The sequence below is a fragment of the Klebsiella sp. Lac1 genome (assembly GCF_009825425.1).
In the GTDB taxonomy this organism is placed as follows: Bacteria; Pseudomonadota; Gammaproteobacteria; order Enterobacterales; family Enterobacteriaceae; genus Klebsiella; species Klebsiella electrica.
Genome location: NZ_VJZJ01000004.1, coordinates 270,981 through 297,523, shown reverse-complemented (window position 1 = coordinate 297,523; position 26,543 = coordinate 270,981). Strand labels below are relative to the sequence as shown.

At 57.1% G+C, this 26,543-nt stretch carries 21 protein-coding genes and 2 pseudogenes; 7 read left to right on the top strand and 16 right to left on the bottom strand.

Going from position 1 to position 26,543, the window contains the following annotated elements; translation table 11 throughout:
- Window positions 1–47: 47 nt before the first annotated feature.
- Window positions 48–1,958: a PTS mannitol transporter subunit IICBA gene (locus tag FNY10_RS23840; protein WP_141963061.1), complete on the bottom strand. Its 1,911-nt coding sequence runs from the start codon at window positions 1,956–1,958 to the stop codon at window positions 48–50.
- Window positions 1,959–2,334: 376 nt separating this feature from the next.
- Here FNY10_RS23840 and FNY10_RS23835 point away from each other — a divergent pair.
- The 4 genes and pseudogenes from FNY10_RS23835 to selB form a co-directional block, all read left to right on the top strand.
- A pseudogene (locus tag FNY10_RS23835) lies at window positions 2,335–2,517 on the top strand (hypothetical protein); the annotation flags it as partial.
- A 76-nt stretch (window positions 2,518–2,593) separates the two neighbouring features.
- Complete coding sequence (locus tag FNY10_RS23830) at window positions 2,594–3,202, top strand: glutathione S-transferase (RefSeq protein WP_131049338.1); 609 nt, start codon at window positions 2,594–2,596, stop codon at window positions 3,200–3,202.
- A gap of 105 nt (window positions 3,203–3,307) precedes the next feature.
- The gene (gene selA, locus FNY10_RS23825) at window positions 3,308–4,696 is read left to right on the top strand and encodes an L-seryl-tRNA(Sec) selenium transferase (protein WP_160704222.1); all 1,389 of its coding nucleotides are present in this window, start codon (window positions 3,308–3,310) and stop codon (window positions 4,694–4,696) included.
- On the top strand, window positions 4,693–6,531 hold the full coding sequence (selB, locus tag FNY10_RS23820) for a selenocysteine-specific translation elongation factor (protein ID WP_141963065.1): 1,839 nt from the start codon (window positions 4,693–4,695) through the stop codon (window positions 6,529–6,531). The genes selA and selB overlap by 4 nt, the downstream gene beginning before the upstream one ends.
- Window positions 6,532–6,616: 85 nt before the next feature.
- On the opposite strand, the gene FNY10_RS23815 is transcribed toward selB, so the two are convergent.
- Both FNY10_RS23815 and FNY10_RS23810 read right to left on the bottom strand, forming a co-directional pair.
- Window positions 6,617–8,578, bottom strand: coding sequence for a glycoside hydrolase family 127 protein (locus FNY10_RS23815; RefSeq protein WP_160704224.1), 1,962 nt, complete (start codon window positions 8,576–8,578; stop codon window positions 6,617–6,619).
- Between the two features lie 10 nt (window positions 8,579–8,588).
- A complete protein-coding gene (locus FNY10_RS23810) occupies window positions 8,589–9,989 on the bottom strand; it encodes an MFS transporter (RefSeq protein ID WP_160704226.1) in 1,401 nt (466 codons plus the stop codon).
- A 261-nt stretch (window positions 9,990–10,250) separates the two neighbouring features.
- On the opposite strand from FNY10_RS23810, the gene FNY10_RS23805 reads away from it, so the two are divergent.
- Window positions 10,251–11,069, top strand: a complete 819-nt coding sequence (locus FNY10_RS23805) for an AraC family transcriptional regulator (protein ID WP_131049342.1) — start codon at window positions 10,251–10,253, stop codon at window positions 11,067–11,069.
- Window positions 11,070–11,151: 82 nt separating this feature from the next.
- On the opposite strand, the gene araD is transcribed toward FNY10_RS23805, so the two are convergent.
- The 12 genes from araD to FNY10_RS23745 all read right to left on the bottom strand — a co-directional run bounded on the left by araD (window position 11,152) and on the right by FNY10_RS23745 (window position 23,459).
- Window positions 11,152–11,847, bottom strand: a complete 696-nt coding sequence (araD, locus tag FNY10_RS23800) for an L-ribulose-5-phosphate 4-epimerase (protein WP_100682936.1) — start codon at window positions 11,845–11,847, stop codon at window positions 11,152–11,154.
- Window positions 11,841–12,701 carry an L-ribulose-5-phosphate 3-epimerase gene (locus FNY10_RS23795; protein ID WP_131049343.1) on the bottom strand — a complete coding sequence of 287 codons (861 nt, stop codon included), beginning with the start codon at window positions 12,699–12,701 and terminating at the stop codon, window positions 11,841–11,843. Before FNY10_RS23795 ends, araD begins: the two co-directional genes overlap by 7 nt.
- Before the next feature lie 2 nt (window positions 12,702–12,703).
- Window positions 12,704–13,357: a 3-keto-L-gulonate-6-phosphate decarboxylase UlaD gene (gene ulaD / locus FNY10_RS23790; protein WP_141963069.1), complete on the bottom strand. Its 654-nt coding sequence runs from the start codon at window positions 13,355–13,357 to the stop codon at window positions 12,704–12,706.
- Window positions 13,354–14,859, bottom strand: a complete 1,506-nt coding sequence (locus tag FNY10_RS23785; protein ID WP_141963071.1) for an FGGY-family carbohydrate kinase — start codon at window positions 14,857–14,859, stop codon at window positions 13,354–13,356. The genes ulaD and FNY10_RS23785 overlap by 4 nt, the downstream gene beginning before the upstream one ends.
- A gap of 54 nt (window positions 14,860–14,913) precedes the next feature.
- Entirely contained in the window at window positions 14,914–16,233 is a 1,320-nt protein-coding gene (locus tag FNY10_RS23780; protein ID WP_141963073.1) for an MFS transporter, read from the bottom strand.
- A gap of 53 nt (window positions 16,234–16,286) precedes the next feature.
- A complete protein-coding gene (locus FNY10_RS23775) occupies window positions 16,287–17,222 on the bottom strand; it encodes a DUF4862 family protein (RefSeq protein WP_141963075.1) in 936 nt (311 codons plus the stop codon).
- 45 nt (window positions 17,223–17,267) lie between these two features.
- Window positions 17,268–17,735, bottom strand: a complete 468-nt coding sequence (locus tag FNY10_RS23770; protein WP_100682942.1) for a YhcH/YjgK/YiaL family protein — start codon at window positions 17,733–17,735, stop codon at window positions 17,268–17,270.
- An 11-nt stretch (window positions 17,736–17,746) separates the two neighbouring features.
- Complete coding sequence (gene yiaK / locus FNY10_RS23765; RefSeq protein WP_160704228.1) at window positions 17,747–18,745, bottom strand: 3-dehydro-L-gulonate 2-dehydrogenase; 999 nt, start codon at window positions 18,743–18,745, stop codon at window positions 17,747–17,749.
- A 113-nt stretch (window positions 18,746–18,858) separates the two neighbouring features.
- Complete coding sequence (locus tag FNY10_RS23760) at window positions 18,859–19,722, bottom strand: SMP-30/gluconolactonase/LRE family protein (RefSeq protein ID WP_100682944.1); 864 nt, start codon at window positions 19,720–19,722, stop codon at window positions 18,859–18,861.
- Window position 19,723: 1 nt separating this feature from the next.
- Window positions 19,724–20,791 (bottom strand): substrate-binding domain-containing protein, encoded by a 1,068-nt coding sequence (locus FNY10_RS23755; RefSeq protein ID WP_224742589.1) that lies wholly within the window; start codon window positions 20,789–20,791, stop codon window positions 19,724–19,726.
- 63 nt (window positions 20,792–20,854) lie between these two features.
- Window positions 20,855–21,925, bottom strand: coding sequence for an ABC transporter permease (locus FNY10_RS23750; RefSeq protein ID WP_131049347.1), 1,071 nt, complete (start codon window positions 21,923–21,925; stop codon window positions 20,855–20,857).
- Window positions 21,926–21,938: 13 nt separating this feature from the next.
- Window positions 21,939–23,459: a sugar ABC transporter ATP-binding protein gene (locus FNY10_RS23745; RefSeq protein ID WP_160704230.1), complete on the bottom strand. Its 1,521-nt coding sequence runs from the start codon at window positions 23,457–23,459 to the stop codon at window positions 21,939–21,941.
- 223 nt (window positions 23,460–23,682) lie between these two features.
- Between FNY10_RS23745 and yiaJ the strand changes: the two genes are divergently transcribed.
- Window positions 23,683–24,498, top strand: a complete 816-nt coding sequence (yiaJ, locus tag FNY10_RS23740; protein WP_100682948.1) for an IclR family transcriptional regulator YiaJ — start codon at window positions 23,683–23,685, stop codon at window positions 24,496–24,498.
- Window positions 24,499–24,618: 120 nt separating this feature from the next.
- Window positions 24,619–25,104, top strand: a pseudogene (locus tag FNY10_RS23735) (4Fe-4S dicluster domain-containing protein); the annotation flags it as partial.
- Between the two features lie 23 nt (window positions 25,105–25,127).
- On the opposite strand, the gene avtA reads toward FNY10_RS23735, so the two are convergent.
- Window positions 25,128–26,384, bottom strand: a complete 1,257-nt coding sequence (gene avtA, locus FNY10_RS23730) for a valine--pyruvate transaminase (RefSeq protein WP_141963083.1) — start codon at window positions 26,382–26,384, stop codon at window positions 25,128–25,130.
- Between the last annotated feature and the right edge of the window lie 159 nt (window positions 26,385–26,543).

The window sequence follows — 26,543 nt, the reverse complement described above, 5'->3', positions numbered from 1 at the left end:
GTGGGCGTTCCCGGATTGCGGCGTGAACGCCTTATCCGGACTCCAGGTTACACTTTCAGCAGAGACAACACTTCCTCAACGCTGGTGGTGTGGGTCAGGCGCTCAATCACCGACTCATCATCCAGCGCGTTAGTCAGGCTGGTAATCACTTGAATGTGCTCGTTATTGCGTGCCGCGATACCGATAACCAGACGGGCGACGTCATCTTCGTCTTCGCCAAAGCGAACCCCTTCCGGATACTGGCAGAACACCACGCCGGTCTTCAGGACACGGTCTTTTGCTTCGATGGTGCCGTGCGGTACCGCGATGGACTCGCCCAGGTAAGTGGAGGTCAGTTTTTCACGGTCCAGCATCGCCTGCACATATTCCGGTTCAACATAACCGCCTTTCACCAGCTGCTCGCCCGCAAAGCGGATCGCCTCTTCTTTCGTCGCCGCTTTGCGACCGAGGAAGATGTTCTCTTCGCCAAGCTTGAACAGATTGGTTTCCGGTGCATCAAAGCTGTCTTTCAGGCTACCGTGAACTTTCTTTTCGTTATCAGTATGGCGCTGCGCCGCAACCAGACGCTCGGTCAGGTTGGTGTACAGGCCGCTGTCGAGGAAGTTGGTCAGCGAAATGTGCTGGGCCTGCGGCACCTGGCGCATCGCCCGCTCGGTCAGATCGCGGTGGGTAATCACCAGGTCGACATCCGGCGGCAGGTTGTTAATGGCGCAGTTGGTGACGGAGATATTGCTCAGCCCCGCATCCTGCACTTTTTTACGCAGTACCCCGGCGCCCATGGCGCTGGAACCCATGCCGGCATCGCAGGCGACGATGATTTTGCGCACATGGCTCAGATCGTTAGCCACGGTACCTGCAGACAGCGGTGTGGCCGCGCCTTTGGATTCGGCTTTCATATCCTGCATGCGACGGGTCGCAGCATCGATATCATCTTCTTCTTTCACTTTGCTGGTTTTCAGCAGAATGGCGGAGATCACAAAGGAGACGACCATGGCCGCAATAATTGCCGCGATGTTAGCGAAGTACGCCCCTTTCGGCGTCATCGCCAGCACCGCCAGGATAGAACCTGGGGAGGCAGGAGAAACCAGACCGCCGTTGAGGATAGTCAGGGTGAACACACCGGTCATACCGCCGAGAATCACGGCAAGGATCAGACGCGGGTTCATCAGCACATACGGGAAGTAGATTTCGTGAATACCGCCCAGGAAGTGGATGATTGCGGCACCGCCTGCGGACTGCTTCGCGTTACCGCGACCAAAGAACATGTATGCCATCAGCACGCCCATCCCCGGACCCGGGTTGGCTTCAATCAGGAAGAAGATGGATTTACCCAGCTCATGAGACTGCTGGATACCCAGCGGCGAGAAGATACCGTGGTTGATGGCGTTGTTAAGGAACAGGATTTTCGCTGGCTCAACGAAGATTGATGCCAGCGGCAGCATGTCATGGACAACCATGAAGTTAACGCCTGCCGCCAGAATTTTAGACAGAACCTCAACCGCCGGGCCAATGCCGAGGAATGCCAGAATCGCGAGGATCATCCCGATAATACCGGCAGAGAAGTTGTTCACCAGCATCTCGAAACCGGACTTAATCTTACCGTCTACCCAGCTATCGAAATGTTTAATCGCCCAGCCGCCCAGCGGACCTGCGATCATCGCGCCGAGGAACATCGGCATGTCCGCGCCGACGATGACGCCCATTGTGGTAATAGCGCCGACGACGCCACCACGCTCACCGCCAATTAACTTACCACCGGTATAGCCGATAAGCAGCGGCAACAGGTAGGTGATCATCGGGCCGACTAATTTCGCCAGCGTCTCGTTTGGTAACCACCCTGTCGGGATGAATAATGCGGTAATGATACCCCACGCGATAAACGCGCCGATGTTTGGCATCACCATATTGCTGAGGAAACGACCAAAGCTTTGCACCTTGATCTTGATATCGGATGACATAAAACACCCCTTCTTCTGTTTTGCTTATCGCGTAGGCTAAAAGCCTGAGGCTTGTTGTGAATATGGCGGCAGAGGTCGCCGGACCCTGATTGATAAAGCGAATCTGGCACTGAATCATTAAACTGTCCAGTTGGTGGGTTTTTGTGTGACCTTGATCACATGAATATAGGTATCTGATAGCTATTTATAGTGATTCTCATCACAAAATTGGTGTGCAAAAAAAACGCAACGGGTCAAAATTAACCCGATTAGGTTAATTAATGTGAATTACATCACATAATATTGTTTCTGGTTTGTCTCTATATTGTGATGTTGTTCACAAAAAATAACTGGTTGAATTTTGCGGATGTGATCGCCGACAAACTCTGCGCGCCCGATTGATCCCGTGCGCTATCAGGCCCGGGTCGACAGACTGCAGGCCGATCTGGTGACCGCGCTGCACAGCATCAATACCCTGAAGGCACAGCTTTCTGAAGCGCAGGCGAACACGGTGCGTGTTTCCGCCGAGCGCGACCGGCTCTACAAAGACTACCCGCGCTATCGGAAAGTCAGCCAGGCGATTGACGTGAAGTCTGACCTGCCTTTTGCCTGCGCCTGACCCATACTTATCTTTTTGTGGGCGAAAGGAGCAGGCAATGAAACTGATCGGCAGCTACACCAGTCCCTTTGTGCGTAAAATCTCCGTCATTCTGCTGGAGAAAAACCTCCCCTTCGAATTCGTCAATGAATTTCCCTACCAGGAGGTGAACGGCGTCGGGAAATACAATCCCTTGGGTAAGGTGCCGGTGCTGGTCACGGACAGCGGCGAATGCTGGTATGACTCCCCCATTATCGCGCAATACCTTGAACAGCTCGACGCTGCGCCGGCAATGGTGCCATCGGACCCGAACGCGGCGTTGAAAATGCGCCAGCTGGAGGCGCTGGCCGACGGCGTAATGGAGGCGGCGCAGGCGCTGGTACGCGAAAAGACCCGTCCGGCGGCGCAGCAGTCAGAAAGCGAGCTGCTGCGCCAGCGGGAGAAAGTAGCCCGCGGCCTTGATGAACTGGAAGCCCGTGTAGCCGATGGCAGCCTGCGGATCGATGAGGTTAATCTGGCGACGATTTCAGCGGCGTGCGCGATTGCCTATCTCAACTTTCGGCGGGTTGCGCCCGGCTGGTGTGCGACCCGGCCTCAGCTGATTAAGCTGGTCGACGCGCTGTTTCAGCGCGCCAGTTTCGCCCGTACCGAACCGCCAAGGACTTGACCCAGGCAGGTAACAGTTTCTTTCCGGAGACGTTACAATCAGCGCTGATTTGTTGACTCCCTCTCCCGCCGGGAGGGGGTAAATAACTTACCGCCAGGTCCATTCATGACTACCGATATTCGTGCGCTTTACACCCGGCTTCCGGCCACCGACCGTTTGCTTCGCGACCCTGCTTTTTCTGCTGTGCTGGCCCGCTATGGTCATGCTCAGGTGGTGGCGCTGCTGCGCCAGATGCTGGAGGAGGCGCGGGAATATATTCGTCAGGAACAGGCGCTGCCGGGCTGGTGCGATGACTGGCCGCAGGAGACCGGGCGGCGGCTGGCGCAAACCGGGCAAAGCGCGCTGCGTCCGGTGTTCAACCTCACCGGCACGGTGCTGCATACCAACCTGGGGCGGGCTATCCAGGCGGAAGCGGCGGTTGAAGCGGTCGCACAGGCGATGCGCGCTCCGGTCACTCTGGAGTACAGCCTGGATGATGCCGGGCGCGGGCATCGCGATCGGGCGCTGGCGGATCTGCTGTGCCGCATCACCGGCGCGGAAGATGCGTGTATCGTCAACAATAACGCCGCGGCGGTGCTGCTGATGCTGGCGGCCACCGCCGGCGGTAAAGAGGTGGTGCTCTCGCGCGGCGAGCTGGTGGAGATCGGTGGCGCATTCCGCATTCCCGATGTGATGCGTCAGGCGGGCTGCATCCTGCATGAGGTCGGCACCACCAACCGCACCCATGCCAAAGATTATCGCCAGGCCGTGAATGACAATACCGGGCTGTTGATGAAGGTCCATACCAGCAATTACAGCATCGAGGGCTTCACGACAGCCGTCGATGAAGCCGGGCTGGCGGCGATTGGCCGCGAAACGGGTATTCCGGTGATCGCCGATTTGGGCAGCGGTTCGCTGGTTGATTTGAGCCAGTATGGCCTGCCGAAAGAGCCGATGCCGCAGGAGATGATTGCGGCGGGCGTCAGTCTGGTGAGCTTTTCCGGCGATAAGCTGCTGGGCGGCCCGCAGGCGGGGATTATCGTTGGCGAAAAGGCGATGATTGCTCGTTTGCAGCAGCATCCGCTGAAGCGCGCGCTGCGGGCGGATAAAATGACCCTTGCCGCGCTGGAAGCCACTCTGCGGCTCTATCTGCATCCGGAAACGCTGGCCGATCGGCTGCCCACGCTGCGCCTGCTGACCCGCACGGCGGAGGCGATTCAGGCGCAGGCATGGCGCCTGCAGCCGTTGCTGGCCGCCCACTACACGCAGTTTGAGGTGCGGGTGGAGCCGTGTCAGTCGCAAATTGGCAGCGGTTCGCTACCGGTGGATCGCCTGCCTGGGGCGGCGCTGACCTTTACGCCGCGCGATGGTCGCGGCAGTCAGCTGGAGGCGCTGGCGACCCGTTGGCGTGGGCTGACGATCCCGGTTATCGGACGGATTTACGATGGCTGTCTGTGGCTGGACTTGCGCTGTCTTGAAGATGAACCCCGGTTTATGGAGATGTTATTACAATGATTATTGCCACCGCCGGACATGTTGACCACGGCAAAACGACGTTGCTGCAGGCGATCACCGGCGTTAATGCCGACCGCCTGCCGGAAGAGAAATCGCGCGGGATGACGATCGATCTGGGGTACGCCTACTGGCCACAGCCCGACGGTCGCGTACTGGGGTTTATCGATGTGCCGGGCCACGAAAAGTTTCTGTCTAACATGCTGGCGGGCGTGGGCGGTATTGACCACGCGTTGCTGGTGGTGGCCTGCGATGATGGCGTGATGGCGCAGACTCGCGAACATCTGGCCATTCTGCAACTGACGGGAAAGCCGTCGCTGACCGTGGCATTGACCAAGGCCGATCGCGTTGATGCGGCGCGCGTGAGCGAGGTGCATGCCGACGTGGTGGCGGTGCTGGCCGAATTTGGCTTTACCCAGGCGACGTTGTTTGCTACGGCGGCGCCGGAAAACCGGGGCATTGACGCGCTGCGCGAACATCTGCGCCAGCTACCTGAACGTAGCCACCCGCAGCATCAGCGTTTTCGCCTGGCTATCGATCGCGCCTTTACCGTAAAAGGGGCGGGCCTGGTGGTGACCGGCACCGCGCTCAGCGGCGAGGTCAACGTCGGCGATACGCTATGGCTGACCGGGGTGGATAAGCCGATGCGCGTGCGCGGGTTGCATGCACAAAACCAGCCGGTCGAGCGGGCGCGGGCCGGTCAGCGCATCGCGCTGAATATTGTCGGCGATGCGCAGAAAGAGGTGCTGAATCGCGGCGACTGGCTGCTGTCCGTTCAGCCTCCCGAGCCGTCCGGACGGGTGATTGTTGAATTACAGCGCCACACGCCGTTGACGCAGTGGCAGTCTTTGCATATCCACCATGCCGCCAGCCATATTACCGGACGCGTATCGCTGCTGGAGGGGGATCTCGCCGAACTGGTACTCGATACTCCGCTGTGGCTGGCAGATAACGACCGCCTGGTGCTGCGCGATATCTCCGCCCGCGCGACCCTGGCGGGAGCCCGCGTAGTGACGCTAAATCCGCCGCGGCGCGGGAAACGGAAAGCGGAATATTTGCAGTGGCTTCATGCGCTGACGGCGGCTGCGGATGACGCCCAGGCACTGGAGACGCACCTGCAGCGCGACGCGGTACGTGTGGATGAATTTGCCTGGGCCCGCCAGCTGAATGAAAATGGCCTGGCGGCGCTGACCCGCAACGCTGGCTATCTGCAGGCGGGTCATAATCTGCTCAGTCCTGCGCTGGCGGCGTGCTGGCAGACAAAACTCCTTGATGCGCTGGCGCGCTATCACGATCAGCATCGCGAGGAGCCTGGACCGGGCCGCGAACGTCTGCGGCGCATTGCGCTGCCGATGGAGGACGAAGCGCTGGTGCTGCTGCTGATTGAACAGATGCGCGCCAGTGGGACCATCGACAGCCATCACGGATGGTTGCATCTGCCGGAACACAAAGCGGGCTTTACCGAAGAGCAGCAGGCCATCTGGCTGCGGGTTGCCGACCTGTTCGCCGATGAGCCCTGGTGGGTACGCGACCTGGCGAAAGAGGCGGGCGTTGAAGAGTCGCTGATGCGCGCGGTGCTGCGTCAGGCGGCGCAGCAGGGCATGATTACCGCGATCGTCAAAGATCGTTATTATCGCAACGATCGGATTGTGACCTTTGCCAGCATGATCCGCGATTTGGATCAGTTGCGCGGTTCGACCTGCGCGGCAGACTTCCGCGATACGCTGAACGTCGGCAGAAAGCTGGCGATCCAAATCCTCGAATATTTTGACCGGACTGGCTTTACCCGCCGGCGCGGTAATGACCATATTCTGCGCGATAAGGCGTTGTTCCTGTAAGTCTCTTCAGGCGTTTTCGGACAGCACAGCGCCGACGGGGATTCTCTGGTTGAACTCCCTCGGGGCGCTGCGATACCTCCCGCGCTTATTCGTCCGTTTCTTTCACCCAGATGCGCATCTCTCCTTCGCCGCGATTGGCCCAGCTAAACCACGGAATAAAGGTTAAGGTCTGCGGCTGGCGTGAGGCTGGCGTGCGGTCGTAATTCCACAGCGCCTGACGTTCCGCATTCTCCGCCGTTTGCTTATAGCCCGGCGCCTGGAGAAGTATCTTGTGAGCAAAAATCCCTTTGCCTTCAAAAGCGCTGAACCGTGCGTGACGCGGCAGCTGTAGGTTATGCAATTGCTCGCCGTTGTCCGCCTGCTCCAGACAATAAACCAGCGGGCCTCGCTGTACGGCGACCTGGCCTGCCTGATGGCGCACCAGCGAATTACCGTAAACGCGACGCACCGGCATAGGCAGCGTTAGCAGGATAGTGTCGCCTTCCTGCCAGCGACGGATGATGTGCAGATAGCCTTTGCGTACATCCTGTGGAACGGGCACACCGTTCAGCGTCACCTGCGGCTTTTCGCACCAGTCCGGGAGACGTAACGCCAGGGTATGGTCGATTGGGATGGGTGAGTCGATTGCTATTTTCACCTGCTCCTGCCACGGATAGTTACTGCTGATACGCAGCCGCAAGGTCTTATCGCCAACCGGGATCTCCGCGCTGTTGCCGACATACAGATTGATGTAGAGCGCTTCTTCACGCGGCGTATAGATATAGTGCCCCAGAGACGTGAGTACGCGGGCGATATTCGGCGGGCAGCAGGCGCAGCCGAACCAACGCTGACGAACGGGCTTCACGTGGTCATAAATATGATTGAATTTTAACGACTTCGGGTGCACTTCCAGCGGGTTAACGTAGAAGAAGTGCTTGCCATCCAGCGCCATTCCTCCCAGCACGGTGTTATACAGCGCGCGTTCCATCACGTCGGCGTACTGGCTGTCGGCCTCCATTTCCAGCATTCGGCGAGCAAACATCATTAAACCGATGGATGCGCAGCTTTCGGCATAGACCGTGTCGTTTGGCAGGTCATAGTCGCTGCTGAAGGCCTCACCGCTGCTCTGCGAACCAATGCCGCCGGTAATATACAGCTGACGCTGGGCCATATTGTTCCACAGGCGCAGGCAGTCCTGACGTTTGCCTTCGTCCTGGCTTAAGCGGGCGAGATGGGCGATGCCGGTCATCAGGTAAACAAAGCGAACCGCATGACCGATGGCGACGGGCTGTTCAGAAATCGGCTGGTGCGCCTGGCTGTAGGGCTTATCCATCACCATCCACGCCGGGCCGTAGGTATTCCAGTAGGACGTTTTGCCGCGTTTCGCATATTCGATATCGTAAAAATGCGGCTGCGTTCCGCGCGTTTCGACGAAATAGTTCGTCAATGCCAGATAGCGCGGCTCCTGGGTCACGTCATACAGGCGCATTAACGCCAGCTCGATCTCCGGGTGCCCAGGATAGCCGTGCAGCTGATGTTCTCCGGGGCCAAACACGCTGTCGATATGGTCGGCGAGGCGGCAAACCACCTCCAGCAACCGACGCTTACCGGTCGCCTGGAAGAAGGCGACGCCCGCTTCAATCATGTGCCCGGCACAGTATAGTTCGTGGCACTCGGCGAGGTTAGTCCAGCGTTCTGCAGGCGCTTTGACCGTGAAGTAAGTGTTCAGATAGCCATCTTCACACTGGGCGGCGGCCACCAGTTCAATCACCTCATCGGCGGTTTTTTCCAGCCCGGCGTCCGGCTTCTGACACAGCGACCAGGCCACGGCTTCCAGCCATTTCGCCACATCACTGTCCTGAAATACCATCCCGTAAAACTCCCCCTCCTGCAGCCCTGCGGCAATGCGAAAGTTTTCGATCGCATGGCTTGGATCGGCTTCGTCGATGCGATCGTTCAGTGCATCCCATTGGTAGGGAATCACCACATCGCGCACCAACTGCTGGTACTGACCGAGGAACGGGTCGCTGATTTTCAGTTTGCGTAGATTGACTTCCATTACAGACATGACGGACTCCTTAAGGCTGAACGTGACGCGCATGCAGGTCGGTGGCAATGCGCACCATCATCGGATTATTGAGCTTGCAGACGCGGATCGAAAAGGCCAGCAGCAGGTGGAACAGGGCGGGCAGCAGGGTTTCCATTGAGGCGATCCCGGACAACGACAGGGCCGTTTGGTTGCCGGCGCCAGGCTGATAGGCCACGTAGATAAAAATCAGGCTGATAATTCCGGCGCTGGAGGCCCACGCCAGCTTGATGAAGAACAGGTTGAAGGCAAAGTTCATACCGGAAGAACGCACGCCGGTTTTCCATTCGCCGTAGTCGTCAGAGAAGGCCATCAATGAGAAGTGCAGCGGCAGGGTGAAGCCGAGAATAATACCGTTGCTGAGGATAACCACCAGCCACAGGGTCTGGTATGCCTGGCCGGTTGGTAAAAACCACATCGCGATGGCCAGGGTGGCCAGCACCAGATTGGTGTAGTAGTAGAGCTTGATGGTATCGAAGCGGCGTGAAAGCAGGTTGATGATGATGGAGCCGAAAATCGATGCGAAGGTCACCATGGTGAAAAATAGCGAGGTGTAGCCGGTAGACCCTTCAAGGACGTAGGTGATGAAGTACATATAGCCGCCGCCGCGGATATTAAAGACGTTGATCAGCAGGAACGACATCACCAGCATCAGCAGCAGCTGGTCGTTTTTACGCAGACCGGCGATATGCTCCCGCAGTGTAAATTTACCCATCATGTCTAGCGAGACGCGCTCGCGGACCCAGAAGAAGCAGCACAGGAACATCACCACCGCAATGGCGCAGAGTACGCCGACACCATACTGATAGCCTTGGGCTGTGTTGCCCTGACCGAGCGCTTTTACCAGCCACGGCAGTCCGACGGAGACCAGAAACCCCGCTACGCCGCACAGGACAAAGCGCCAGGACTGGCACGAGATAACCTCGCTATGGCGAGTGGTCATGGTGTTGATCAGCGCGCAGTACGGCACGTTAATCGCGGTGTAGCTCATCGACAGCAGCAGATAGGTGCCGAATGCCCAGGCGATTTTTACCCCCATGCTGGCATCAGGCACGGTAAACGTCAGTACGCCGATAATACCGATCGGCACGGCAATCCACAGTTGCCAGGGACGAAAGCGCCCCCAGCGGCTTTGAGTTCGGTCGGCGAGAACGCCCATAATGGGGTCGGAAATCGCGTCGAAAACGCGCAGGGCCAGGAACAGGGTCCCGACCAGCGCGGGCGTTAGCCCAAAGACATCGGTATAGAAAAAAGTTAAAAAGTTCATGATCAGGCAGGTAATGACCGTTCCGCCTGCATCCCCCAGCCCATAGCCTACTTTTTCACGTACGGATAATTTATCGTCCAGCGCTTTTTGCGCCGGATCGGTAGTGGAAATTAATGTCGAAGTCATGGAGAACGCCTCACGTATTCGGAGATTTTGTTTCCAGAAAATAAGCCGCCTGGTTGTGGCTCTTGTTGTGTAGTTTGCAAAGTACCTTTTTATTTTGCATTGAATTCACCACACGACAAGGGAAGGGAAAAGTACAAAAAGGTGATGATTCCGACCTGATTGAGAAAATGTGATTTCGATCCGCTCAATCAGGCTGTTTTCGTTAATAATCAATAATAAGATGATTATTTTCATCACGTATTAGCGAGAGTTGACATAGTTATGCTCGAATTATCCATAGCGCTTCCGATCCGGGTGCAAAACGGAGGGTTATTTATTTCTCGCGGCGTGGGCAGCCACCCGTCGCGTACCCTGCATTCCTGGGAAGTTATTTTTGTTGAAAAGGGGACATTAACGATCCGTGAAGAGGATAAGATTTTCACGGTAAATTCAGGAGAAAGTTTATTACTCTGGCCGCAACGCCGTCATGTCGGCGTGGGGGAATTTCCGGCAGATTTAAAGTTTTACTGGCTGCATTTTGAATTAACACCAGCGGTGGAAAAAAAAGCGCATCAATCGGTGTTGATGTTACCGCAGCACACAACGTTAAGTGACCCACAATATATGACCGGGTTATTTCGACAATTCTTAAATGAGCAGGAAAATGTGCATCGTAGCGTAGCGCTGGAATGTATTTTGCTGCTGATTCTACAGCAGATATCCGCCTCTGCTTTAAGCGAAAGCGCGGGGAATAACCCGGGTATTGCGCTGGCCTGGAAAGCTCGCCAGATGATCGGTACGCACTTTCATCTGCCCATTTCGGCGTCGCTGCTGGCGAAAGAGTTGCATTGCAATGTGGATTATTTAGGTCGGGTTTACCGACGGGCCTTTCGTCTGACGTTAACCGAAGCCATTCACCGTCAGCGTGTACGGGCAGCGGAGAAGCTGTTGATCAGCGATTCGCTGTCGCTAAAAGAGGTGGCGGAGCAGTGCGGTTTTCACGATGTGGGCTATTTTCGGCAGATTTTCCGCAAGCATACCGGCATAACGCCCGCCGCATGGAAGCGGCGGTATTGTAAGGAGCATATTAATTCGGAATAAGGCTCTGGCATTGCGTGGTCTGATACCCTGACCCCCGACGCTCTCCCGGCGGAAGCTTGTCAGGGGGCCGCAGAGGCGTCGCTCACTGCCCATAATAGGCATTTGCTCCGTGCTTACGCAGGTAGTGTTTATCCAACAATTCAGCCTGCATATCCGGCAGCTGTGGGGCCAGCTGGCGCGAGAACAGGCCCATATAGGCGCACTCTTCCAGCACCACCGCATTGTGCACCGCGTCATGGGCATTTTTACCCCAGGCAAACGGGCCGTGGGAGTGCACCAGTACCGCCGGAACCTGCATCGGGTTCAGGGCGCGCTCCTCAAATGTTTTGACGATCACCTCGCCGGTTTGGTACTCGTACTCGCCGCCGATCTCTTCAGCGGTCATCAGGCGGGTGCACGGGATCGTTCCGTAGAAATAGTCCGCGTGGGTGGTGCCCCAGGCGGGCAGGTCCAGCCCGGCCTGCGACCAGATGGTGGCGTGGCGGGAGTGAGTATGCACAATGCCGCCGATCTCCGGGAAGCGACGATAGAGCGCCAGGTGCGTTGGCGTATCGGAAGAGGGTTTCTTGCTGCCATCCACCACTTTGCCGCTGGCGATATCCACCACCACCATATCTTCGGCTTTCATCACGGCGTACTCCACGCCAGAAGGTTTAATCACCATCAGTTTGCCGCTTTCATCCACTGCGCTGACGTTCCCCCAGGTGAAGGTAACAAGCCCGTGAGCGGGCAGCGCCAGGTTTGCCGCCAGCACCTCGGCTTTCAGTTGCTCTAACATACGAATCCTCCTTCCTCCATACGGGCTTCAATCCAGCGGCGGGCCTGAATGATTTCCAGTACCGGCTCTTTGGCTTTTTCAGTCCACATCTCAATCAGAAATGCACCGCGATAGTTCAGGTTCTGTAATGTGCTGAAGACATTGACGAAATCGACGCATCCTTCACCAAACGGCACATCACGGAACTGGCCTGGGCTGGTGTCGGTGACCGGCTGCGTGTCTTTCAGATGAATCGCGGCGATGCGGTCGATACCCAGAGCCAGCTCCGCCGGGACGTCATTACCCCAGGCGCTGAGGTTGCCCACGTCCGGGTAGACGGTGAACCACGGCGAGGCGAGCAGTTGGTCCCATTTTTTCCACTTGGTGATGGAGTTCATAAACGCGGTGTCCATGATCTCCACCGCCAGCATCACCTGAGCCCCTGCAGCCTGTTCAACGGCCCACGCCAGCCCTTCGGCGAAACGCTGCTGAGTGCCCGCGTCATGCTCCTCGTAATAGACGTCGTAACCGGCGAGCTGGATGGTGCGGATACCCAAATCGCGCGCCAGCTTGATGGCTTTGCTCATGATATCCCTGGCCCGCTCACGCACGGCTTCGTCGCGGCTGCCGAACGGAAAACGGCGATGTGCGGAAAGGCACATCGACGGAACCGACACATTGGTTTCCAGCATCGCTTCCACTAACGAGGCGCGCTGGGCGGTGGTCCATTCGAGTCGCGACAGGCGCTCATCGGTTTCGTCGACGGACATCTCCACGAAGTCGAATCCGCAGCTTTTCGCCAGAACCAGACGCTCCGGCCAGGATAAGTCTTTCGGTAACGCTTTTTCATAAATGCCTAATGGATGGTTACGCATAATTACGCTCTCCAGATGTCGCGAATGTGGGCGTGGAACTCTTCAGCCACTTGCTGCGGATCGGCGGCGCTGGAAAGGGCGCGTCCGGCAATAAAGGCCTTCACGTTAATCTCTTTGAACAGCGGCAGGTCGGCAGGGGTGATGCCCCCGGTGACGGAGAGCGCCAGGCCGATATCCGACAGCGCTTTCATGCGCGCCAGATCCACTTCACCCCACTGCTGGCCGCTCGCCTGAGCGTCGCGCCCACGGTGATAAATCGCCTGACGCACGCCGGCGCTGTACCAGTCGCGCGCATCGTCGAAGGTCCAGTTACCAAACAACTCGATTTGGATTTCGCCTCCGCGCGCAGCAGCGACGGCGTGACCTTTTTCGATGGTGGCCAGCGGCGCGGCGCAGATGATGGTCATCCAGTTGGCCCCCGCGTCCAGCGCCTGCCGGGCCAGGGTTTCCCCGGCGTCGGCGACTTTCCAGTCGGCGACGATCAGTTTTTCCGGGCATTGGGCGCGCAGGGCGCGAATGGCATGTAGCCCCTCGCTCAGGCAGAGAATGGTGCCCGCTTCTACGATATCCACACGGTCTTTTAACAACGCAACATCGCGCTGGGCGGCGGCAAGGTCGGTGTGATCGAGCGCCAGCTGCAGTAATGGTCGGCTCATAAAGAGTGCTCCTTAATACGGGCGTGAAAGCCCTGAAGTGCTTCAATTAACATCTGGTAACGGCGGTATTTGCGCTGGTAGGCCGCGTGGGCGTTCATGTCCGGCGTCAGGGTGCGTATTTCGTAGCTGAAGGTCTGCTGGGCATCGGTGAAGTTTGCGTAAACGCCGGTGCCGACGAGAGCCGCAATGGCGGCACCAAAGCAGCCGGTCTCTTCCACCTGCGGCAGTTCAACCGGCAGGCCGCTGACGTCCGCCAGCATTTGCATCCACACGGGAGAGTGCGCCGGGCCGCCGGTGACGCGCAGGGAACGTACCTCGGTAAAGCGTTCGCGCATGCGGTTGAGGTGCGTCATGTGGCTAAATACGACCCCTTCATAGACCGCCTGTAGCAGGTGCGCGCGGGTATGCAGCGCCTGTATGCCATAAAAGCCGCTGGTCATCTCAAGCCCGGCGTTACTGCCGTACAGGAAGGGCAGGAAGAAGACATCGCTGGCGGCTTTCGGCAGGCTGTCGACGAGCTTGTTGATTTCATCAAAGCTGATGTCGCCAAGTTGTGCGGTCAGCCATTCGAGGTTGCCGGAGGAGGTAGGGCTGGCTTCGTGGACAATGTACTGGCCAGCATTCACGTAGCGTCCGTAGACGAAGGGGTGCGCTTCGTTATCGCGCAGCCCTTCAGCGATGCCGCTGGTGACCGCCCAGGTTCCCATGACGGCGTTCAGCGTGTACTCGTCATCAAGCCCGGCGCAGAGCGCGGTAGAAACCACATCAAACAGACCGCCCACAACGGGAGTTCCCGCCGCCAGACCGGTCATGGCGGCTGCCTGAGAGGTGATTTCACCGCTGATTTGGGATGAACCGACAATGGGCGGCAGCGCAGCGTCGATTTCGCTGATGCCAAGCCACTGCGTCAGGCGGGGATCGTACCGCCCGGAGGTCATATGGTAGAGGTTGGATTCAGAGATATTGCTCTCTTCGCAGCCTTTCACGCCGGTGAGGCACCAGCGCAGATAATCGTGGCCCATCATCACGCAGCCAATTTGCGCGTAACGCTGCGGCTCGTGCTCCTTCACCCAGCGCAACAGTGAAGCCGGGTGCCCGGTCCATAAGGTCTGGCGCGTTAACGGGTAGAGCTTTTGCGGAATGCCGTCCTGCTGCCAGCGTGTGACGATCTCCATCGCGCGGCGATCGGAAGAGAGGATCGCGGTGCCCAGCGGCTGGTCATTTTTATCCAGCAAAAACAGCCCCTTGCCCTGAGCGGAAATCCCGATGCCATCGACTTGTTCACCGCGAATGCCGGTGCGTTGCAGCAGACGGGAAATGGTTGCCGCGCAGTGCTGCCACAATGCCGTCATGTCGCGCTCCGCCCAACCGGGCTGCGGGCTGAGGGTGTGAATGGACCGGCGTTCAATAGCAAATTCTTTACCCTGGCTGTTGTACAGGCCTGCTTTCAGATAAGTACCGCCACAATCGATACCCAGCCAGAAGGTCTCTTTTTCACTCATCTTTTTTTCCTGGTTTGCATCCCCTCCCGGTGGGAGAGGGTTGGGGTGAAGGCGTCAGATCGCGCGTTTCGGTGCGTTGACCGCGCCGATAGACGCACTGTTGGCATCGCACCGGGACGGCAGCAGCAGCGCCATCAGCGCGGCAATCGCCAGTGAAATCGCCAGGCAGTAAACGCCCGCATCTTTGCTGTAAAGCGTGATCAGCACGCCCACGGCATACGGGCCGCAGAAGCCGCCGAGGTTGCCGAGGGCGTTGATCACACCGCGTGCGCCGCCGGCCATTTCGGCGCTGAACAGACGGGCAGGGATGGTCCAGAACACCCCGGCAGCGGACTGCAGGAAGAAGCCACAACCGACCAGCGCGGTGTACGACAGCCAGACGCTCTCTTTCAGCACAACGGAAAGGAACATGCAGGCGGCGAAACCAATCAGCGGCAGGGAGACGAACAGTTTGCGTTTGCCGGTGCGGTCAGACAGGGAAGAGAACAGGAACATCCCGGCAATCGCCCCCACGTAAGGCAGAATGGCGAGCATCCCGACCTGGCCCATACTGGTGTGGGTCAGCTCTTTCAGGATGGTCGGTAGCCAGAGGGTGTAGCCGTAAATCCCGGTCTGGTAGAAGAAGTTCAGGGCAATCAGTTGCCACATGGTGCGGTCAGACAACACAGTGCTCAGAGAGGCATTCACCGTGGTTTTACCGGCAATGGCGCGCTGTTCAGCGGCCAGGGTTTCCACCAGGTACTTTTTCTCCGCGTCAGAAATCCAGCGGGCTTCCTGCGGGCGGTCATAAATCGTCAGCGCCCACATCACCAGCACGACGAGGGAGAGCAGACCTTCGATGATGAACAGCCAGCGCCAGTCGAGGGCGGTGATTATCCAGCCGGAGAGTGGGGCGGTGATGATCCCGGCGATCGGCACGAACATGATGACGATGGCATTCGCGCGACCGCGTTCGGCATCCGGGAACCAGTTACTGATCATGGTGAGTACCACAGGCAGCATACCGCCTTCCGCCACACCCAGCAGAAAGCGCAGCGCCAGCAGCTGGTAGTGGTTGGTAACAAGACCGGTAAACACGGAAATTACCGCCCACGCGACTAGCGACCAGCCGATGAATTTTTTGCCGCTGCCGTGAACGGCGATTTTGCCGCCGGGAACCTGTAAGAAGAGATAGCCGAGGAAGAAAATACCGCCAGCCAGGCCTGCCATCGTCGCGGTGATGCCTAAATCCTGATCCATCCCGCCGGGCATAGCAAAGGCAATATTCACGCGGTCCATATAAGAAATAATACAGGTGATAAGAATCGGAGGAATAATTCTTAACCAGCGTTGGCGCGGAATATCCGCGGTTGTAGCGTAAGAGGAAGTATTCATATTAATCTCGTGTTTAAATTGACTGACCTTGCGATGAAATTGACGCTTTATATTTATTGTCGGGCTATGTTTAGCGCGTGAATGCCATCGCGTAATATGGCTATGCGATGATTCGCATCAGCATTCGCATCAATTTCCAGTAACTTAATACCGGCAAACTGTAATTGTGCTGAATCAGCCACATTAAATAATTCTTTTGCGTGAGCCGCTGTTAACAGGCCTTGCGGGCAAAACGGGGCGAACGGTGCGTGCAGGTCAGTCCATTCGCCGTACGGCCCTTCGGTCGCGGTGCCAGAGAACATCAGCGCCCCCAGTTTGCCCGCGGCACGTGCCGCCTGAGTATGCGCCAGCGGCAGGGCGGCGTTACGCCCTTCAATCGCTGAACGCGCCCAGTTGATACAGATATCAATGCGGTAACCCGCCAGCACCTGCAGCACGTTTTCCAGCGGCAGAAAGCCTTTGCGTGGCGCAGGCTGGTTCATGGCATCACAATGTTCCAGCATGAGTGAGCATGACCAGTCCCAGTCCGCAATCTCTTTGATGGAGCGCGCGAAGGCATCGGTTGCCTGCTCTACGCTCGCATTACCCACAAGCGGTGCAGCCTGCAGTTCAAGGGAGATGACCTTGCCGGCAAAACGTTTGTTTAGTGCATTGATTTTGTTGTGTAAATGACGATGGAATGCGACGCATGCCAGACGCTGTTCTTCATCGCTGGAGGCCAGGCCGAAAGCCGTGTTGCCGCCGCCGCGGCGACGCATCGTTTCCGGGATGGCCGTCACCACCATCTTCCACTCCTGCGGCGTATGCTGGAGCAACCACTCATCGCCATAGGGATGAAAGTGCTCATGGCATGGTTGTTCCAGCCCACGGATGTGGGGCGTATCCGCGAGTAAGCGCCAGAATTCCGTCTCTTCTTGTTCGCTCTTTTGGTGAAATGAGGGCGCGCAAGGGTATGCGCCGATGATATAACCGGCGTCATTTCTTTCCATTTTTCACTCCTTTTATTTATCGGTGTTCGATAAATAAATGACGGATTAATCTAAAGCGGAAATAGCAACTTTAACCACTATTTTCCTGATTTCCGTTTCCCGGTGTTTTTTACAGGCCGGACGGTGAACATCCTGCGGGAAAAATATGGCATAGTTCCCCGGTCTCATTTCTATTAACGATTCGTTTTCGCTGTCGTGATAGAAAATAATATCCCGCTGCTCAAGTAATTCTTCACTTACTACATTATTGCCGGTATCGATAGCGACACCGATCTGCTCTTCACCGGAATATAAATACTGGATATCGAGGTAACGGCGGTGCACCTCCGGGCGCAGTTCATCGTGCGGACGGGTGGTCAGGTCGAGGATCTGCGCGAAGATCGTGCGCCCCTCGATTTCGACCACCCCGGTCTCCAGCTTGCTGAAGTCCGTGGTGCGCAAAAATTCCAGCGCTTTTTCAATCGCTGCCGGATACCGGCAGGCGTTAGGTTGAGAAATATGTCCATAAATCATGATGATATTCCTTACAGCGCTTTGATTTTTGCCCACACGCTGTCATCAACGGTGATTCCGTTGCGGCGGTTCTCTTCCAGCAGACGAGCAAACTCATGACCGGGCAACCGCACCGGCACGTTTTCGTCGGCCCGTTCGGCGCTGGTGATGTAATCCATGATGCGTTGCAGCTTGGCGTCGCGGGTGGCGCCATCGATCAGCTTGTCCACTTCGATAGCAATAAAGACTTGCGAAATGTTGAACTCGTCGCTGTTGTCTTCAGTGACCGCAGCAACGGAAGAGCCATCGGAGAGCAGGGTGGCGATCATGTCCAGCACGATGGAGAGGCCTGAACCTTTCCAGTAGCCCATCGGCAGAATACGGCGGTTTTTCTCGATGGGCGCCGGGTCTTTGGTCAGGTTGCCTTCGTCATCGAAGCCACCGTCAACCGGCAGCTGACGGCCTGCCAGGCGGTTCACTTCCAGCATGCCGTAGGAGAACATCGACATGGACATGTCCACCATGGTAATCGGCGTAGACGGAATGGCGACGATCAGCGGGTTAGTCCCGATGCGGCACTCTTTGGCGCCCCACGGCGGCATCACGGCAATGGAGTTGGTCCAGCAGATGCCGATGTAGCCTTTTTCCGCCGCCTGCCAGCCGTAGCTGCCGCCGCGCATCCAGTGGTTGGCGTTGCGCACAGCAACCAGGCCAATACCGTGGTCAGAAGCCAGTTCAATTGCCCGGTCCATCATTTTTTTGGCGGTCAGGTTGCCGATAGATCGCCGGGCATCCCACTGTTCAATCGCCCCCAGTGAAGCGGTGCGTCCTGGCAGGGCCTCAGGGATGATATCGCCGTTTTCCAGTTGCTGAATAAAGCGTGGGAAACGGTTTACGCCGTGTGAATAGACCCCTGACTCGGTGGTGCGGGCGAACATTTCCGCACAGGCATCGGCGGTTTCAGCCGCCACACCGCGTGCCAGCAGGACGCGGTTAAACTCATTTTTAAGGTCAGAAAAACTCAATAACATACGCTTTCTCCATGACAACTTTTCGTTTCACATAGTGGAATTTTATTCCACTAAATAGTGTTGGGTTGCAAAAACACGCCGGCAGGACCGGTGTGTTTCGGCGTTACTCCGGTTTATCCCTGAAGGCGGGATGGGGCGAGGGTCACCCGGTACAGCGATGTCGTCGCCGTAATAAAAAGCGTATTCCCGTCGGGGCCGCCAAAAGTGCAGTTAGAGACGCGCTCGGGGACCGCAATGGTGTCCAGTAATTCGCCTGCGGCGGAGAAAATCAAAATCCCTGTCTCGCAGCTGCAGTAAATATTCCCGTCCCGGTCGACGCAAAATCCGTCCGGAATACCCGGTTTAACCTGGGTTACGACGTGGGAAAATAACGCGTTATCGCCTTCAAGGCGGTAAGCACGAATTTCCCGGCGGCCCTGGCTCGGAAAATCAATAACCGACATATCTGCCACGTATAGCCATTTATCATCCGGCGAAAAGGCCAGCCCGTTGGGGCGCTGGGTATCGCTGATGGCAATAGCGACCTGGTTTCGCGCTTCATCAAATCGGTAGACGTAGCAGCCAATGACCTGGCTTGCGGCGCGATAGCCCTCTTCGTCGCTGATGATGCCGTAGGGCGGATCGGTAAACCAAATCGACCCGTCCTGGCGCACCGCGATATCGTTGGGGGAGTTAAAACGCAGCCCGTCGACTTTATCCACCAGCAGAGTGTGATTGCCTGCGGCGTCGGTACGGCTGATACCGCGCCGACCGTGCTCGCAGGTCAACAAACGCCCTTGCAAGTCCCGCGCGTTGCCGTTGGCATAGTGGGATTCGGCGCGGAACACGCTGACCCCATTTTGCGCATCCCAACGGAACATTCTGTTGCCCTTCACATCGCTGAAAATCAGGCACTGCTGGTCTGCCAGCCACACCGGGCCCTCTGCCCAGATCGCCGGTGAGCACAGGCATGCAAAACTTCCCGTGACGACTAACATCTCACTTCACTCCCCAGATGGCTTTGTAGCGATCGCGATAATGGTTGTCCGGGTCAAATTCGTTGTTCTGGCCGCCGTCGGCGCCGATGTTCTCCTTGGTCACCAGATGCGCCGGGGTGACATAGCCAGACGGCTCTTTACCGGCGAAGGCGCGGTTTAATTCATCCAGCAGCTGCCAGCCGTGCAGTTTCAACGGCTCGGGTACGGTTGCTACCTGCGCTTTGCCTTCACGCACGCGCTGGTAGGCGGTGACGGAACCGTCGCCAGCGGAGATGTTGTACGGCGGCTTATCTCCGGTGCCTTTGCCCGCGGTTTGCAGGGCTGGAGCCATAAAGTCGAAGTACAGATCGTTAATTGCCAGCGAGTATTCGAACCTGTCGCCATATTTTTGGATCAGGCTGTAGGTCATGCCCGGCATGCGGTTGGAGGTGTCGGCAAGCGGGGTATCGATAAATTCCACTACCTGGCAGCCGCTGCACTGCTCAATCACCTTCTTCATCGCGTTGGCTTTATCCAGCGCGATTTGGTACAGCGAGTCGGTGAAAATAAGCACTTTGGCGGTACCGTTGGATTTCGCCACCGCATACAGCGCCGCCATGCGCGAGACTTCGTTCGAGTCGGAGGTCACGTTGTAGAAAATGTTGTAAGCCGGAACCGGGCCAGGCGCGGGCACCGCGTGCCAGGCGGTCAGCACGATGCCCTCTTTCACGGCTTTTTTCAGCGGAATTTTGGCGACGTTGGGGTTCCAGCCGCCAATGACGATACCGTCCGGTTTGCGGGCGATCGCCTGGTTAAGCGCCGCCAGTTGATCTTTCACCGAACCTGCGCCATCCAGCACATCCAGCTGCCAGCCTGCGGCTTTCGCCGCTTCTTCCAGCCCCTCTTTAACCCCCAGCACGCCGCCGTTTTTCATGTCCGAGGCGATGAAAATGATCTTCTTACCAGGCTGCAGCGTCGGACCCTGGGTTGGGCCATCCCAGTCGGTGACTGGCGCGGTGGCTTTGGCAATCGCCGTTTTCGCCTGCTGAACAAAGGTATCGTCGGCGAGGCTGAAACCACTTGCCATCATCAACCCGGCAGCCAGACAGTACTGAACTATTTTGTTATTCATTTTCAGTTCCTTACGCGAGAGTCATTGGGTAACGGAGGAGCCTGATGCTGGCGATTGTGCCCGCTGCACCAGTTTTTTATTTAATGCCCGACGGCGTTGAGCATAGCCCGCCAGGGTAATCGACAGCAGCAGCGTCGCACCGTTGAACAGCGGTTCGACCCAAAACGCGCCGCCGAACTGCTGGATGCCCGCAATACCGATCGCCAGCACCGCAATACCGACCACCGTGCCCCAGACGTTCACCCGGCCGGGACGAATGGTGGTGCTGCCAAGGAACGCGCCCACCAGCGCCGGGAGCAGATAATCCATACCAACGCTGGCCTGGCCCACGCCCTGCTCGGCGGCGATGATCACCCCGGTAAAGCCGGTTAAAGTGCTGGAAGTGATAAATGCCCCGATGATGTAACGATTAACGGAAATGCCGTTGAGCGCTGCGGCGACCGGGTTACCGCCCACCGCGTACATGCAGCGACCAATCGGGGTATGTTCGGTGATAATCCACAGCACCACGGCGGCAAAAAGGACGTAGAAGGCCACCACCGGAATACCGAACAGGTCGGAGTGATGCAGGGCGATAAAGGCGTCCGGTAAGTCACCAACGATCTGCCGACCACCAGAGTGCCAGAGCGCGATGGCGTACAGCACCGTACCGGAACCCAGGGTCGCAACAAAGCTGTCGATATCCGCCAGCGCCACCAGAATACCGTTCAGCAAACCGTAGAGCGCAGAGAGCACCAGCACGATCGCCACAGCGGCGGGCCAGGAGAAACCATATTCGACCTGCAAAGTAATGGCGAGGATATGCCAGAGCACGATGCCGAAGCCGACGTTGAGGTCGATTTTGCCGACAATCATCGGGATGGTCGCCGCCAGCGCCAGCAGGGCGATTTTCGATTTGCTGTCGAGGATCGCCTGCAACGTCAACAGGGAAGCAAACGAAGGCGTTGTCAGTGAAAAAACGATAACCAGCACCACACAGATCGCGGGTAAACCGTAACGGGTGGTTAATTGTCCAAGCCAGGTGGCCACACCGTGTTCATGAAGTGATACGCGTGATTCCAGGGCCGTCGATTTCATTGATGTTTTAGCCATAACGCACTCCGACTTAATGTATGGTGCCGCTGCCCGATGCCAGCTCAAGCAATCTGGCAAAGGTGACATCCTGGTTGAGCAGTTCGCCGACGATCTGCCCGCGGTTAAATACCAGCGCCCGGTTACAGATGTGCGCCACCTCTTCCAGGTCGTTGGAAATGACCAGAATGGCAACGCCGTTTTGCAGCGCCTGATTGAGTAAATCGTAAATTTCTGCGCGTGCGCCCACGTCAACGCCTGCAGAAGGGTCTTCCAGAATGAGCAGAGGGGCATTGAGCGAGAGCCAGCGTGCCATGACCACTTTTTGCTGGTTGCCGCCCGACAGTGCACTGATTTCAATATTTATCTGCGAGGGGCGCACGTCGAACTGGCGGATTTTCTCCCAGCTCAGCGGCGCTTCGCTTTTTTCGTTATAGCGGGAAAGCGGCGCATGACCGTGTTTACAGGGGTTCATAAACAGGTTTTCACGCACCATCATGCCCGGAATCAGACTTTCATGAAGACGGTCGCCGGCGACAAAAGAGACGCCGGCGGACATCGCCTCCCCTGGTGTTGTCGCCGTAAACGGCACGCCATTTAAGGTGATTTGTCCACTTTCCTGCGTCCTGCAGGCAAACAGCAAACGTCCAATCTCTTCCTGACCGGCGCCACGCAGACCGGCGAGCGCCACCATCTCACCGGCACGCAGCTCGAAGGAGACCGGCCCGGTATCGCCCACTTTGACGTGGTCCATTTTCAACAGCACCGGCGCGCTGGCATCGGGTAAGGACTGGCGCTGGTCATCACGCAGGTTTTCGCCCACAATCAGTTCGACCAGACCACGCAGGCTGTAGCGGCTGATATCGCCGCCTCCGGCGTAGCAACCATCGCGCATCGCGCAAACGGTATCCGCCATCTCCATCACCTCATCCAGGCGGTGGGTGATGTAAATCATGCCTACCTGCTTCTCGCGCAGGATGTTCATGACGCGGAACAGGTGGCGTACATCGTCGGCAGGCAGTGAGGCGGTCGGTTCATCGAGCACCAGTACCGAGGCGTCAACTGCCACCGCGCGGGCAATCGCCAGCAGGGATTTTTCGGTGCGGGAAAGGTCAAACACGCGGTCATCCGGGTCTATCTGAATGCCGATATCTTCCAGCGCTTTTTGCGCCTGGCGTTTGGTGGCCGCCCAGTCAATCAGACCGAAGCGACGGGGAAACCCCATCACCAGCGCCATGTTTTCGGCGACGGTCATCCACTCTACCAGGCCTAAATCCTGATGAATAAAGGCGATAGGCTGTTCGTTGCCCTGACGTAACGCGGCGGCAGAATCCACCGGCTGACCGCGAAACAGGATCTCGCCGCCATCACGGGAATAGACGCCCGCCAGCACCTTAATCAACGTCGATTTGCCAGCGCCGTTTTCTCCCAACAGCGCCACAACCTGGCCCGGGTAAATATCCAGACTGACGTTATTGACCGCCACATTGCCACCAAAACGCTTGATGATGTGGCGCATAGATAACAACGGAGACAACACTGCTGCTTCTGTCATTTAAGGTGACCTCCCGATGAGGGGGTGAGAACGTTTTACAAGCTATAAATTTCACTATGCGAAATCTGATTTCAAATATATCGATCATGATTTCACAAAGCAATCGGTGAGGATGTTTTTGAAATTCAATAAAATCAGTTAATTACAAAATTTATGTTCAGATCGTGAAGTGAAACACACTTTGCGCTACCATCAGGTCGCCACTGAATGGAGAGCGGAAGCGATGAACACAAAAGAGAGTGAAAACGCGCCGGAGAAAGAGCGGCCGGCTGGAAGCCAAAGTTTGTTTCGCGGTTTGATGTTGATAGAAATCTTAAGCAATTACCCGAACGGTTGCCCGCTGGCGCATCTTTCAGAACTGGCCGGGCTGAACAAAAGCACCGTGCACCGATTACTACAAGGGCTGCAATCCTGTGGCTACGTCACTCCCGCACCTGCCGCCGGGAGCTATCGTTTAACCACCAAATTTATTGCCGTCGGACAAAAAGCCCTGACGTCGCTGAATATTATCCACGTGGCGGCGCCGCATCTGGAAGCGCTAAACCTCTCTACCGGGGAAACCATCAACTTCTCCAGCCGTGAGGACGATCACGCCATTCTGATTTATAAGCTGGAACCGACGACCGGGATGCTGCGTACCCGCGCGTATATCGGCCAACATATGCCGCTGTACTGTTCGGCAATGGGTAAGATTTACATGGCGTTTGGTCAGCAGGAATATGTGAAAGAGTACTGGGAAACGCATCAGGAGCAGATTCAGCCTCTGACGCGCAACACCATTACGGGGCTGCCTGCGATGTACGATGAGCTGGCGCAAATTCGTGAAAGCGTGATGGCGATGGACCGTGAAGAGAATGAGCTTGGCGTTTCCTGCATTGCTGTTCCGGTGTTTGATATTCAACACCGTGTACCGTATGCCATCTCCATCTCACTCTCGACGTCACGTCTGAAACAGATTGGCGAGAAAAATTTGCTTAAGCCGCTGCGCGACACGGCACAGGCTATCTCTAACGAACTGGGATTTACCTTACGCGTGTAGGCAAAAAGCCCGATGCGGTTGGGCAGATGACAGATCTGGCAACAATCCCCGCCAGGATCAAAGCGAAGGCGGTTCGTTTTCTGGCACTCTGACGCTAATCAACGTCAGGCGGGGGGGAAAATGAACCGTTTTATCATTGCGGATTCGGCCAAATGCATTGGCTGTCGTACCTGTGAAGTCGCCTGCGTGGTGTCACACCAGGCAAATCAGGATTGCGCCGCACTTTCTCCAAAAGCCTTCAGCGCACGCATTTGGGTGGTGAAGAGCGGGTCTTTTACCACCGCCGTGACCTGCCATCATTGCGAAGACGCGCCCTGCGCCAACGTCTGCCCGGCGGGGGCGATTAGCCGGGTCAGCGGTAGGGTGTACGTTGAACAATCCCTTTGTATTGGCTGCAAAAGCTGCATGCTGGCCTGTCCGTACGGCGCGATATCCGTGATGATGACCGACAATGGCGTGCAGGCGTTGAAATGCGATTTGTGCGGCCATCGCGAAGACGGCCCGGCCTGTGTGGCGGCCTGTCCGACCCAGGCGCTGTACTGCATGACGCCGGCGGAGCTGGAGAGATTAAGCGGCGAGCGCCGTCTGCGGACGGCGCTGGCGATTCAGACGGGCGACAAAACGCGCGATTACGCGCCCTGCTCACCCCAGGCGCGTTCAACCTCTTCGGCGAGGATTTTCACGCCCGCTTCAATTTTCTCCGGGTCTGGCACGTAGTTCATGCGCATGCACTGGTGGGTGTGCGGCCAGGGCTTATCAAGGCCCGGGAAGAAGTAGTCGCCCGGCACCATCAGCACGCCGCGTTTTTTCAGCCGCTGGTACAGCAGCTCGGTGGAGATCGGCAGATCTTTAAACCACAGCCAGAGGAAAATCGCCCCTTCAGGTTTATGAATCAGGCAGCGATCTTCCGGCAGATAGCGGCGAATAATGGCGATAGTTTCCTGTACGCGCTGGTAGTAGAACGGTTTGATGACCGTTTCCGACAGGCGCAGCAGGTCGTTGCGTTTGATCATTTCGCACATCATTGCCGGCCCCATTCCGCCCGGCGCAAGGCTGATGATCCCGTTCATGTTGCTGATGGCGGTAATGATTTTCTCATTGGCGACGATGATCCCGCAGCGGCTGCCCGGCAGGCCCAGCTTGGACAGGCTCATACACAGCACAATATTCGGGTTCCACAGCGGTCTGGCGTCGCTGAAAATAATCCCCGGGAAAGGCACGCCATACGCGTTATCAATCACCAGCGGGACGCCGTGCTGGTGGGCCAGCGCATCCAGTTTGATCAGCTCTTCGTCGGTAATCACGTTACCGGTCGGGTTGGTCGGGCGAGAGACGCAAATCATCCCCGTCTCTTCCGTGACCTGCAGGTGCTCAAAATCGACGTGGTATTTAAACTGGCCTTCTGGCAGCAGCTCAATATTCGGGCGGGTGGCGACAAACAGATCCTCTTCGAGGCCCGAGTCGGCGTAGCCGATATATTCCGGCGTTAGCGGGAACAGGACTTTGCGGGTGCTGCCATCCGCACGGCGCCCGGCAAAGAGGTTAAACAAGTAGAAAAATGCACTCTGACTGCCATTTGTTAGTGCAATATTCTGTGGTTCGATCTCCCAGCCCAGCGCTTCACGCAGCATCTGCGCCAACGCGCTCAGAAGTTCGCTTTTTCCCTGCGGACCGTCGTAATTACAAAGCGCATCAAGGGCTTTGCCGTTGGTGAGCATGTCGGCCAGCAGGTTCTGGAAGTAGTCGTTCATTTCCGGGATCTGCGCGGGATTACCGCCGCCCAGCATGATTGCGCCCGGAGTGCGCAGGCCGTCATTGAGGTCTTCCATCAAGCGGGTAATGCCTGAATGACGGGTGAATTTGTCGCCGAAAAGTGAAAATGTCATTGCGGATAATCTGTCGGTCTTCCTGGAAAGTGGATAACCATAACGCCAGCCTCGACGCGGTGCAAATCGGCAGGAAAGTCTAAGATTTCATTTTTATGCTGGATTATCGATTTTTATTAGTTTTTTATTCTAAAAAGGCTCCCGGAAGCGATCGGGGAG

What these genes read in the sequence shown, in the direction of transcription:
- FNY10_RS23785 (WP_141963071.1), bottom strand. Translation starts at nt 14,859, where the DNA reads ATGAGTGAAAAAGAGACCTTCTGGCTGGGTATCGATTGTGGCGGTACT.
- avtA (WP_141963083.1), bottom strand. Translation starts at nt 26,384, where the DNA reads ATGACATTTTCACTTTTCGGCGACAAATTCACCCGTCATTCAGGCATT.
- FNY10_RS23760 (WP_100682944.1), bottom strand. Translation starts at nt 19,722, where the DNA reads ATGTTAGTCGTCACGGGAAGTTTTGCATGCCTGTGCTCACCGGCGATC.
- FNY10_RS23770 (WP_100682942.1), bottom strand. Translation starts at nt 17,735, where the DNA reads ATGATTTATGGACATATTTCTCAACCTAACGCCTGCCGGTATCCGGCA.
- yiaK (WP_160704228.1), bottom strand. Translation starts at nt 18,745, where the DNA reads ATGTTATTGAGTTTTTCTGACCTTAAAAATGAGTTTAACCGCGTCCTG.
- FNY10_RS23775 (WP_141963075.1), bottom strand. Translation starts at nt 17,222, where the DNA reads ATGGAAAGAAATGACGCCGGTTATATCATCGGCGCATACCCTTGCGCG.
- FNY10_RS23780 (WP_141963073.1), bottom strand. Translation starts at nt 16,233, where the DNA reads ATGAATACTTCCTCTTACGCTACAACCGCGGATATTCCGCGCCAACGC.
- FNY10_RS23745 (WP_160704230.1), bottom strand. Translation starts at nt 23,459, where the DNA reads ATGACAGAAGCAGCAGTGTTGTCTCCGTTGTTATCTATGCGCCACATC.
- ulaD (WP_141963069.1), bottom strand. Translation starts at nt 13,357, where the DNA reads ATGAGCCGACCATTACTGCAGCTGGCGCTCGATCACACCGACCTTGCC.
- FNY10_RS23815 (WP_160704224.1), bottom strand. Translation starts at nt 8,578, where the DNA reads ATGTCTGTAATGGAAGTCAATCTACGCAAACTGAAAATCAGCGACCCG.
- araD (WP_100682936.1), bottom strand. Translation starts at nt 11,847, where the DNA reads ATGTTAGAGCAACTGAAAGCCGAGGTGCTGGCGGCAAACCTGGCGCTG.
- selB (WP_141963065.1), top strand. Translation starts at nt 4,693, where the DNA reads ATGATTATTGCCACCGCCGGACATGTTGACCACGGCAAAACGACGTTG.
- FNY10_RS23755 (WP_224742589.1), bottom strand. Translation starts at nt 20,791, where the DNA reads ATGATGGCAAGTGGTTTCAGCCTCGCCGACGATACCTTTGTTCAGCAG.
- FNY10_RS23810 (WP_160704226.1), bottom strand. Translation starts at nt 9,989, where the DNA reads ATGACTTCGACATTAATTTCCACTACCGATCCGGCGCAAAAAGCGCTG.
- FNY10_RS23830 (WP_131049338.1), top strand. Translation starts at nt 2,594, where the DNA reads ATGAAACTGATCGGCAGCTACACCAGTCCCTTTGTGCGTAAAATCTCC.
- FNY10_RS23795 (WP_131049343.1), bottom strand. Translation starts at nt 12,701, where the DNA reads ATGCGTAACCATCCATTAGGCATTTATGAAAAAGCGTTACCGAAAGAC.
- FNY10_RS23840 (WP_141963061.1), bottom strand. Translation starts at nt 1,958, where the DNA reads ATGTCATCCGATATCAAGATCAAGGTGCAAAGCTTTGGTCGTTTCCTC.
- FNY10_RS23805 (WP_131049342.1), top strand. Translation starts at nt 10,251, where the DNA reads ATGCTCGAATTATCCATAGCGCTTCCGATCCGGGTGCAAAACGGAGGG.
- selA (WP_160704222.1), top strand. Translation starts at nt 3,308, where the DNA reads ATGACTACCGATATTCGTGCGCTTTACACCCGGCTTCCGGCCACCGAC.
- yiaJ (WP_100682948.1), top strand. Translation starts at nt 23,683, where the DNA reads ATGAACACAAAAGAGAGTGAAAACGCGCCGGAGAAAGAGCGGCCGGCT.
- FNY10_RS23750 (WP_131049347.1), bottom strand. Translation starts at nt 21,925, where the DNA reads ATGGCTAAAACATCAATGAAATCGACGGCCCTGGAATCACGCGTATCA.